The sequence below is a fragment of the Oleiphilus sp. HI0043 genome, assembly GCF_001634935.1.
Genome location: NZ_LWEY01001944.1, coordinates 1 through 722, shown reverse-complemented (window position 1 = coordinate 722; position 722 = coordinate 1). Strand labels below are relative to the sequence as shown.

At 43.5% G+C, this 722-nt stretch carries 2 protein-coding genes; both read left to right on the top strand.

Annotation, left to right across the window (positions count from 1 at the left end):
• The coding region (locus tag A3729_RS33690) for a hypothetical protein (RefSeq protein ID WP_197476304.1) at positions 1-378 on the top strand (378 nt) is incomplete at its 5' end.
• A gap of 21 nt (positions 379-399) precedes the next feature.
• A partial coding sequence (locus A3729_RS30145; RefSeq protein ID WP_197476302.1) for an enoyl-CoA hydratase-related protein occupies positions 400-722 on the top strand: 323 nt, incomplete at its 3' end.

Here is a 722-nt window from a genome sequence, read left to right as displayed (position 1 = left end):
CTGCTCGACGAAAATCAGGACCAACTCGCTCAAGATCAAGCACGCCTTGATCGACTTCGACAAGAACTAAAACAAAATCTAGAACATACAGAAACCCTCCTGGAAAATGCTACTCGCCTTGAAAGTGCACTTAGCAATAATGCTTTATATCGTGACTCGGCAGAGGTCTTATCAACCTTCCAAAGCAATGTCGCGACCATGCAGAACATGTATCAGGTTAAGGCTCAAGAACATGAGATGTTAAATATACTTGTCGACAAGAATGAAGCCTTACTGCTACAAACCGACCACTCACTGTCAGCACTGCCAAAGCTAAGTGATGCCAGCAAACTAGTCGACCTCAAACAAGAATTTCTCCGTATTGAGCAAGACACATAGAAACTGTATTACGGGCCAAGCATGACCAACCTAATCGACCTTTCGCACAATATGCAAACCTTTAAAGAGCTACGCGTTCAACAAGACGGGCACGTCTTGCTTGTCTCGTTGAATAGACCTGATATTCACAATGCGATGTCTCACGAAGCAATGGTTGAAGAAATCGAGCGTGTATGCGATTTAGCAAACAATAACAGCGAAATTCGCGTCATGGTGCTGACCGGAGAAGGAAAGAGTTTCTGCGCCGGCGGCAATGTCAAAGATATGCTCAATAAAACTGATATGTTTGGCGGCAATAAAGAAGAAATAGAACAAAGCTATAAAAACGGAATTCAGCGTATTCC